Source organism: Rothia sp. HMSC073B08 (genome assembly GCF_001812975.1).
GTDB lineage: Bacteria > Actinomycetota > Actinomycetes > Actinomycetales > Micrococcaceae > Rothia > Rothia mucilaginosa.
The window spans coordinates 21,393-30,337 of record NZ_KV811085.1 but is presented as its reverse complement, the minus strand read 5'-3'; the positions used below and the strand labels follow the sequence as shown (position 1 = coordinate 30,337).

The window sequence follows — 8,945 nt, the reverse complement described above, 5'->3', positions numbered from 1 at the left end:
GAGAAGTGGAAGCAGTGCGTCTCCGACCGCGGTCTCACCCCCAATAAGGCAGGGTCGGTAGCCGAGGAATCCCCGCTGGCTGAGCAGCAGAGCAAGAACGGCGGTTTCAACGAACCCGCCTCCGAAGAGGAAATTCGCATCGCCACCATCCAGGCCGAATGTAACCAGCAGGTCGGCATGAGCAAGCAGCTCTACGACCTGGAGGCACAGTATCAGATGCCGCTCATCCGCAAGTACCAGTCGCAGCTTGAGCAGGACCGCAAGGCAGAACGTGAGCGTGACGAGAAGTTCAAGCAGTACGTTCTGGAGCACCAGTAAACCGGGGCACTAAAAGACAGCGCACCGAAAGACGGCGCTAAGAAATAGGCAGCGCAGAGAAATAGACAGCGCTGACACAGTTCAGAAAGACACCGCCATGACCACTCACACGAAAAACCAAAACAGCGGGCACCGCTTCAGCGAGCGCATCGCCCGACCCCGCGTGCTCCTGCTGCTGGCTATCCTCGCCATCGGTTCGCTCATGCTGTCCTTCTACCTGGGTACCCGCTACGCCGCCACGGGCCCCGACCCGGCCGTGCAGGCGAAAACCGTGATCCCGGTCTGGGCGAAGGTTGAAGAACGCACCGTCAGTGAGGGACTAGCCATTGCCGGAACCACCAAGGCGGGAGAGACCGCCCCGATTAGCGCGCGCACCAACGGTGAACCGGTGCTCGTCTACCAGAACCAGAAGCCCGGCAACGTGCTCAAGGCCGGTGACTTCATCGGCATTATTGGCGCCGACCCCGTCTTCGTGCTGGAAGGGCCGCTGCCGCTGTACCGCGACCTCAACCTGGGCGATAACGGCGACGACGTGCTCGCCTTCCAGAAGGCACTGAACTCCGCCGGGTACGCCACCGCTCAGAGCGGCACCGTCACCGAAGACACCCTCGACGCCGTCACGCGCCTGCACCGCGCGCACCTGACCGGCGTGCCCAGCGAAGGGGTCACCAGCATTGCCCGCAGCAACTACGCGATTCTGCCCGGCGGTAGCCACACCGTCACCGCCGTTGCGGCGGTCGGCCAGCTCATCAGCGACGGCAACCCCATCGCGAGTGTAGAAACCAGCGAACCCTACGTGGAATCCAGCGTTGAGCTCTCCGTTGCCAATAAGCTCAAGGCCGGCGACCGCGTTAGCCTGCGCACCTCCACCGGCAGCGTGGAGGGCACCATCACCAGCATTGGTGAGCTGCAGAACGACCCCTCCAAGGGGGCGGCAAAGAGCGTGCGATTCAGCGCCGACGACCCGAGCAAGCTCACTCCGGGGCAGAGCGCCTCCATCACCAGTAAGGGCAACACCTCAACCACCCTCGCCGTGCCGACTACCGCGGTACGCCAGGACTCCCAGGGCACCTACGTGCTGGTTGAAAAGGGCGGAAGCTCCACCTCGACCAGCAAGGACGCGCCCGCCACCGAACGAGTCAATGTTGAGGTTCTACGCACCGCCGGCGGATACGCCGCAATCAACGCGAACCTCAGCGCGGGACAGAAGGTGCTTGTCTCATGAGCCGCCGTAAGATAACCCCAGACACAAGCCCAGAACGTGCGCCTACAGTTGCGCCCAACGTAGCGTCCGCCGCTACACCTGCCGCCGGGCTCGGTACCGCGCCCGCTATTGAAATGCACGGCATTACCCGCATCTTCGAGGGGAGCGAACGAGCAGTCCTCGACCACCTCGACCTGGTGGTCGAACGCGGCGAATTCCTCGCCATTATTGGTCCGTCGGGCTCCGGTAAATCCACCCTGCTCAACGCCATTGGCCTGCTCGACACTCCCACCAGCGGAACCTACAGCCTCTTCGGCAAAAACACGGAAGGACTCAGCGACAGAGAACGCGACGAAATGCGCCGAGACCACCTCGGCTTCATCTTCCAATCCTCAAACATGCTGCTGGACGAAACCAGCACGACCAACGCCTCCATGGGTCTGCGTGTGCAGGGCGTACCCTACAGCGAGCGCCTGCAACGCACCGAAGAAACCCTAGAATTTCTGGGGTTGAGCGACCGCGCCAGCATCCGCACCCGCTACCTCTCCGGCGGTGAGAAGCAGCGCTGCGCCATTGCTCGTGCCCTCGCCACGCGTCCGCCGCTGATTCTTGCTGACGAGCCGACCGGCAACCTGGACAGCCACAATAGCGCCAAGGTCATTGAGATTCTTCAGCGCATTAACGCGACCGGCTGTACTGTGCTGGTGATTACCCACGACCCGGAGGTTGCCGCCGCCGCCCGCCGCGTGATCCGCATTGAGGATGGGCGGCTGCACGAGCAGAGCCGCGCCGACTTGGCTACGGTGCCGGTTGCCGAGGCTGTGCCGGCTGCAACGGACACCCCGGCAGAAGCCACGGTAGGTGCCCCGGTAGACGCCTCCGCCAGCCTCGCACCGGGGGAGAAGCCCGCTACGCATCGCCGCGGAAGCTTCCTCACCGACGACAGCATCGAGGCAATTTCCGCGCTCACCTCACGACCGCTACGCACCCTGCTACTGGGTCTGTCCTTCGCACTGGGCGTGGGCGGACTCATCAGCGCCTCCGGCATGAGCGAATCCGCCAGCTACCAGGTGAACCAGCGCCTGCTCGGATCCGAACAATCCACGCTCTACATCAGCGACAGGGACAATGACCAGAACATGCTCGGAACCTACCGGCAGGGCGAATCCGCGCAGAATGTTGCCGACCGCATTAGCGCGCTGGACTACGTGAAGAACACCGGATTCGTCAGCAGCGTGGCACCCGCCGACGTGCGAATCACCCGGTTCAGCCCCTACGAGGACGAACCCAAAACGGCGATTGGCCTCAGCTCCACCTCAAAGACCCGGCTCGAGCAAATCGGTGCCCGCATGAACCCCGAAACCCTGCGTGCGCTCGAACAGATGAACTCGACCCTCACCCAGCAGAACGTTGCTGACCGTGAACGCTCCGAGCAGCTCTCCGGCGCTATCGTCTCGGTCTCCGCTGCCCGCGCCCTCGGCATTCTCCCCGAAGATAAGGCGGCAGATAACGCCACAACCGAGCCCCGCCCCGGCGAGCTACCCGCCGTCGACTACGGCATTAAGCTCGGCGGACTGCCGCAGGTGGCACCCGGTGTGAGCATCTGGGTGGATGGTCAGCTGATGCCGGTCGTCGGCCTTTTCGACCCCGGCAATAGCGGCTACGAATTCAGGAATACGGTCATTGTCTCGCCGGGCACACTTCAGCGCACCGGACGCGGCCAGGTCACATACATTGCCGAAACCGAACGGGGCTACGGCAAAGCGGTCGCCAAGGCAATTCCGCTGACCCTCAAGCCCGCTGAACCCAGCCAGATCAACGTGGAAACCCCCTCCGACCTGCAGAGCCTACGCGCGTCTATCGCCTCGGATCTGGGCCTGTACGTGGGTGTGCTCTCCGGTATTCTGCTGGTGCTCGCCTCCCTCTCGGCGGCAACCGCAATGTATCTGTCCGTGCAATCGCGCACCGCAGAGATTGCGCTGCGCCGCGCCATCGGATCGAGTAAATGGCTGATTGCCCGCATCTTCCTCATGGAGGGCGTCATGCTCGGCGTGCTCGGCGGCTCCATCGGCGCCTGCTCCGGCATGATTGCGACGATTATTCTTTCGCTCGTGCAGGGCTGGCAGGCGGTTCTCTCGCCCGGATTCGTGGTGCTCGGCGTGGGCGTTGGCGCCCTTACCGGTCTGGTGTCTTCGGCGTACCCGGCGTGGGTGGCATCCCGCAAGAGCCCCGCTGATGCGATGCGCGGCTAGAACTAGCGCGGGGTGAGGGACAGCCAATTATCCGAAACTTGACTGGTCAAATAGGTATTGGATAGCCCAACCCTTAAACTGATGGGAGGTAAAAACAGCAGAAGACTAAGGACAACACGTGAGTCGAACGCACACACCGCGTCATGCTGACAAACATCAGAACACTGAGGCACCAGAGGTGACCGAGGGAAAGCGCAATGACCGCGCTGACCGCCGCCCACCTCTGGGCCCTGACGCCCGTAAAACCCTCAGCACGTTCGGTGTTATCACCGCCGTGCACACCCTCGCGACGGTGCTTTTCAGTGCCGCCTTGGCTGTGATTATTGCCCGCGCGGCACACGCCGGTTTCGCCGCTGTTGCCGCCGAGCACGCGCGCCTCAAAGAGACGAGCGCCCCGGACGTGTACCGCGCCTACATTGAGTTCTCGGGCTCCGCGCAGGCGCAGCTGGAGGCGCACGGCGGCTGGCTGCTCGGCCTCGGTGGTATCTTCGGTGACGCAGACACCATTACCCCCGGCCTGATTGCGGTCGCCGTGGCTGCCCTGCTCGTCCGCTCGGGTACCGACTACCTGCTGGCTGTGAGCGCGCAGCGTGCCGCCTCCGGAGCGAAGTCTCAGATTCGTTCCGCCCTGCTCAAGCGCGTGCTCGCCACCGGTGGCGCAGACACCCCCGAAGGTACCGGCGCGACCGCTGTGTTGCTGTCCCGTGGCCTGAACGCTCTGGATGACTACTACACCAAGACCCTGACCGCGTTCGTGTCCACCGCGATTGTGCCGTTCATCCTCTGGGTTGTTGTGGCGGCCCTGGACTGGATGAGCGCCATGGTGCTGGCATGCACCCTGCCGCTTATTCCGGTGTTCATGATCCTGATTGGTAAGAACACCCGCGACGAAACCGCAGAAGCTCAGGCTGAACTGCACCGCCTCTCCGACCATATTCTGGAGCTGGTGCGCGGCCTGCCCGTCATTATCGGTCTGGGCCGTGAACGTGCACAGACCCGCTCCATGAACGCTCTCGGTCAGCGTTACCGTGAACGTACCATGCAGACTTTGCGTAGCGCCTTCATGTCTTCGCTGGCGCTGGAGCTCATCACCACCATTTCGGTGGCGCTGATTGCTGTGCTGATTGGTGTGCGCCTGGTCAACGGCACCCTGGGCCTGGACACCGCAATTCTCGTACTGCTGCTGGCTCCCGAATGCTACCAGCCGCTGCGTGATGTGGGTGCCGCCTACCACCAGTCGGAGGACGGCGTTGCCGCCCTGCGTAGCGCCCAGAAGATTATTGATGCGCCTCTGCCCGCCGCCGCTGCGGACTCGAATGCGCAGGAATCGTCTGCACAGGATTCGGCAGTGCAGAAGGCTCAGCCTTCCACCATCACTGTTGAGGACCTGTCGGTGAGCTACCCGGCGCGTCCTGCCGTGCTGACTAACCTGTCCCTGAATCTGGACCGTCGCGTTGGCACCACCCAGACTGAAACCGCCCAGGGTGAGCGGGGTGCGGTTATCGGCGTGATGGGTGAATCCGGCTGCGGTAAGTCCACCCTGCTGAACGTGTTCTCCGGTGCCGTGCGCGAGGGTCTGGTGCCCACCGGCTCGGAGGAGCCCGTGCACCTGACCGGTAGCGTGACCGGTCTGGGAACCACCCTGGTTATTCCGCAGTCGCCGGTCTTCACCGCGCCGACCGTGCAGACCGAAATGGCTCTCTACGCACTCAGCGCTACCGAGGCTGAGCGTGAGCGTGCAGCCGCTCTGCTCGGTGAAGCGATGGACTCTAAGAAGCTGTCCGTCACCGATGCCGAGTCCGCGCTGCTGGTTGGCCCGCTGGCTCAGCTGGGCATGGAGAAGCTGACCGCCCTTGAACCCGGTGCCCTCAGTGCTGGTCAGGCGCGCCGCCTCGCCGTGGCACGCACCCTGGCTCGTGCCGAGGCTATCTACCGTGCCGGCGGTGAACAGACCGTGCTGACGGTCCTGGTGGATGAGCCGACCGCGCACCTGGACGCCTACTCGGCATACCTGGTGACCCGTGCCCTGCACCGCCTGGCGGAACTTGGCGCAACCGTGCTGATTGTGACCCACGAGCAGGAGCTCGCCGCTGGCTGCGATATCCTCGTTCGTGCCGTGCAGACCGCCCAGGGCTACACCTGGACTGCCGAGGCGAATACCGCCCGCGTTGCGGTTCCCGCGCAAGCCCCCGCGCACCTGCTCAAGGACAGGGAAGAGTACGAGGCTGAAAGCACCGCCCCGGCGGGCGCCTCCGTAGCTGCCGAGACCGAGGAAGCCGAGCCTGCCGGCCTGTTCGCAAGCCTGCGCACCCTGAAGGAACTGACCGGTATTGGTGTTCGCGCCGCAACCGGCCCGGTGATCATGGCTGCGATTACTTCCCTGATGGCTGCGGCACTGACCGCGCTGTCCGGCTGGCTGATTGTTCGCGCTGCCGAGGGCCCGGCAATGATGTACCTGATGGTCGCCATTGTGGGCGTGCGTTTCTTCGGCCTGGGTCGTGCCTGCGCCCGCTACGCTGAGCGTCTAATGACCCATTCGAAGGTTCTTGCCGCCGCAAATATTCTGCGTCTGCGCGCCTGGGTTGGCGCATGGCAGAGCGTGAGCAGCGTGCGTGCCCTGCTGCGTGGTGACGCGCTGCTCGAACGCCTCGTGGGCGGTATTGATGAGCTGCGTGACGGCGTGCCGCGCGTTATTATTCCGCCGGCTGCGCACCTGCTGGTCATGACCGCGGCGCTGATTACGACCGCGTGCATTCTGCCGCAGGCTCTGATTCCGGTCCTGCTTGCCGTGCTGGTCAGCACTTTTGTGGCTCCGTGGATTGTGCTCCGCGCCGACGCCCGTGCGGAGGCACTGGCTCGCCGCTCCACCGCGCAGATGCTGCGCCTGGGTACCGGCATGCTCTCGGCGGCTGAGGACCTGCGCGCTAACGGCGTGGCAACCACCGCTGAGAAGGCTAACGGCGCTCTGGACGCCGAGAACCTGTCCGCCCTGCAGAAGGGCTCGACCGCTCAGGGCGTGGGTCGTACCCTCGTGACTCTGAGCTGGTTCGGTGCAGCTCTGGCGAGCGCAGTCATTGCATACCCGCTGGCTGTTGATGGCACCGTGCGTGCCCCCGAAGCGGCGATTGTGGTACTGCTGTGCACCGGCATGCTGGAAAGCTCTCTGGGTCATGTTGAGGCGGTCCGCTCCTGGCCCGCGTTCAGCCGCCTGCTCGCGACGATTGCCCCGAGCGTGCGTGACGTATCCCTGGAGGGCGTTGTTGCAACCTCGACCCTGAAGCGTTCCGTGCCGACAGAGGCTGAGGTGGACACCCACGTTCTGCCGCGTCGTGTTGAGCGTCTGCGTGCCCGCGCGGAGGCCGAGATGGAGGAGCTGCTGGAGGCTGACCGTCAGCGTGCTCACCGCTTTGACCGCCCCGAATCTGCGGCTGGTTCTAAGAGCGATACCCCGCGCCCGCCGAAGCCCGGCGAGCCCACCTTGGTCAGCTGCGGTACCCCGCAGGAGCTTGGCGTGAAGGTCACCGACCCCGCCCTGAGCCTGCAGGACGCTGCCGCCCGCTGGCCCGGCATGGATCACCCGGTCTTCACCGACCTGAACATGAATGCTCGTGCGGGCTCCTGGACTGCGGTGACCGGCCCCTCCGGTTCCGGTAAGTCTACGGTGCTTGCAACCGTTCTGGGCTTCTTGCCGCTGGAATCCGGTCGCGTGCTGGCTTCCGGTGAGGTCCTGGAGGGTGAGCAGCTGCGTGGCTACGCGGCGTGGTGCCCGCAGGCGGCTCACATTTTCGAGTCGACCCTTGAGGGCAACCTGATGCTGGCTCGTGACCGTTCGGATCGCCCGAGCGAGGAAGAGCTGATTGAGGTTCTGCGCCGTGTGGGTCTGGGCGAGTGGTTTGACGCTCTGCCTCAGGGCCTGCGCACCCCGGTGGGTGCTGGCGGTTCCTTCCTTTCCGGTGGTCAGCGTCAGCGTCTGGCGGTGGCTCGTGCCCTGCTGGTGAACTCGCCGGTGCTGCTGCTGGATGAGCCGACCGCGCACCTGGACGCTGAGTCTGCCCGCGCGCTGATGGCTGACTTGGATGCGGCGACCCGCTCCAGCTCCGTGGCTACGGTTCTGGTGTCGCACCGTCCTGAGGATATTGCCCGCTGCGATGAGGTGGTTCGCCTCTAAACGCAGCTGAGCGTAGCCACCACGGGCGAGATTGAACGCAAGAAACTGCGAGGAATGCCCCGGTACTTCGTGAAAGTACCGGGGCATTTCTTTGTGCGCAGATAGTTCTGAGTGTTTATATCTCCGCGCGAATAGGTTCGGAGGAGGGAGCTAAACCCAGCCGAGTATCTGCGCGCTCAATCGCAGCAGCATGAGGGTCATAACGATAACGAGCACGTGGCGAATGAATCGTTCACCCAGGTGAATTGCGGTGCGGGCACCAACCCAGCTTCCCGCCATGTTGGCCCATCCCATGGCAATTCCGAGGAACCAGTGAATCGAGCCTAGCGGAATGAAATAGAGGAGCGCGCCGAGGTTGGTGGCGGTGTTGAGAACCTTGGCGGCTGCGGTTGCGTGGAGCATATCGTAGCCCATGGCTATCTGCAGGGCGACGAGCATCATCGCGCCGGTGCCAGCCCCGAGGATGCCGTCGTAGCCGCCCAGAATCAGACCCAGCGCAAAGCCGCGCACTAGGAACGATGAGGTTGCGAGCACGCGAGGCTGCCCGCGAGGTATGCGCGGTTGTAGCACTGAGAAGACGAGGATAGCGGCTAGAACCACCACAATGGCAGGGCGGAAAATATGTGCTGGCAGGATCGTGGCGCAGTACGCGCCGGCGGCGGAGGCGCAGAACGCCACGAACGCTACGGGGAGCAGGATTTTCCACGGGATTTTGAGCGAGCGAATATAGGTTGAGGCGCTCGTCAAAGTGCCCATGGAACTGGCAACTTTATTGGTGCTCAGGGCGGCGACGGGGGAGAATCCGGGCGCCATGAGTAGGGCGGGGAGCTGGATCATGCCGCCTCCGCCCACGACAGAGTCGATGCATCCCGCGCAGAAGGCGGCGAGCAGGAGCACGATAAATAACTCTGGTGTGACGGACAGTAAATCAAGCACGACAAATCCTCTAGGAATAATGCGTCAAAAAATGTGTGCTGTGTTACTTAAGGTACACCACATAAAA

The 8,945-nt window shown here is 63.7% G+C and carries 4 protein-coding genes and 1 pseudogene; 4 read left to right on the top strand and 1 reads right to left on the bottom strand.

Features of this window, described 5'->3' with window-relative positions:
• From HMPREF2884_RS07455 to HMPREF2884_RS07440, 4 genes and pseudogenes are all read left to right on the top strand, one after another.
• A pseudogene (locus HMPREF2884_RS07455) lies at window positions 1-318 on the top strand (multidrug transporter); the annotation flags it as partial.
• A gap of 97 nt (window positions 319-415) precedes the next feature.
• A complete protein-coding gene (locus tag HMPREF2884_RS07450; RefSeq protein ID WP_005507836.1) occupies window positions 416-1,543 on the top strand; it encodes an efflux RND transporter periplasmic adaptor subunit in 1,128 nt (375 codons plus the stop codon).
• Window positions 1,540-3,774 carry an ABC transporter ATP-binding protein/permease gene (locus tag HMPREF2884_RS07445; RefSeq protein ID WP_070616504.1) on the top strand — a complete coding sequence of 745 codons (2,235 nt, stop codon included), beginning with the start codon at window positions 1,540-1,542 and terminating at the stop codon, window positions 3,772-3,774. The genes HMPREF2884_RS07450 and HMPREF2884_RS07445 overlap by 4 nt, the downstream gene beginning before the upstream one ends.
• 178 nt (window positions 3,775-3,952) lie before the next feature.
• Entirely contained in the window at window positions 3,953-7,942 is a 3,990-nt protein-coding gene (locus HMPREF2884_RS07440) for a thiol reductant ABC exporter subunit CydD/CydC (protein WP_246827948.1), read from the top strand.
• 150 nt (window positions 7,943-8,092) lie between these two features.
• Here the strand turns inward: HMPREF2884_RS07440 and HMPREF2884_RS07435 are convergent, their stop codons facing one another.
• Window positions 8,093-8,839, bottom strand: coding sequence for a sulfite exporter TauE/SafE family protein (locus tag HMPREF2884_RS07435; protein WP_256388081.1), 747 nt, complete (start codon window positions 8,837-8,839; stop codon window positions 8,093-8,095).
• Window positions 8,840-8,945 lie beyond the last annotated feature (106 nt).

Excerpts from the sequence above, each read along its gene's own strand:
- HMPREF2884_RS07450 (WP_005507836.1), top strand. The coding sequence starts at position 416 with ATGACCACTCACACGAAAAACCAAAACAGCGGGCACCGCTTCAGCGAG.
- HMPREF2884_RS07445 (WP_070616504.1), top strand. The coding sequence starts at position 1,540 with ATGAGCCGCCGTAAGATAACCCCAGACACAAGCCCAGAACGTGCGCCT.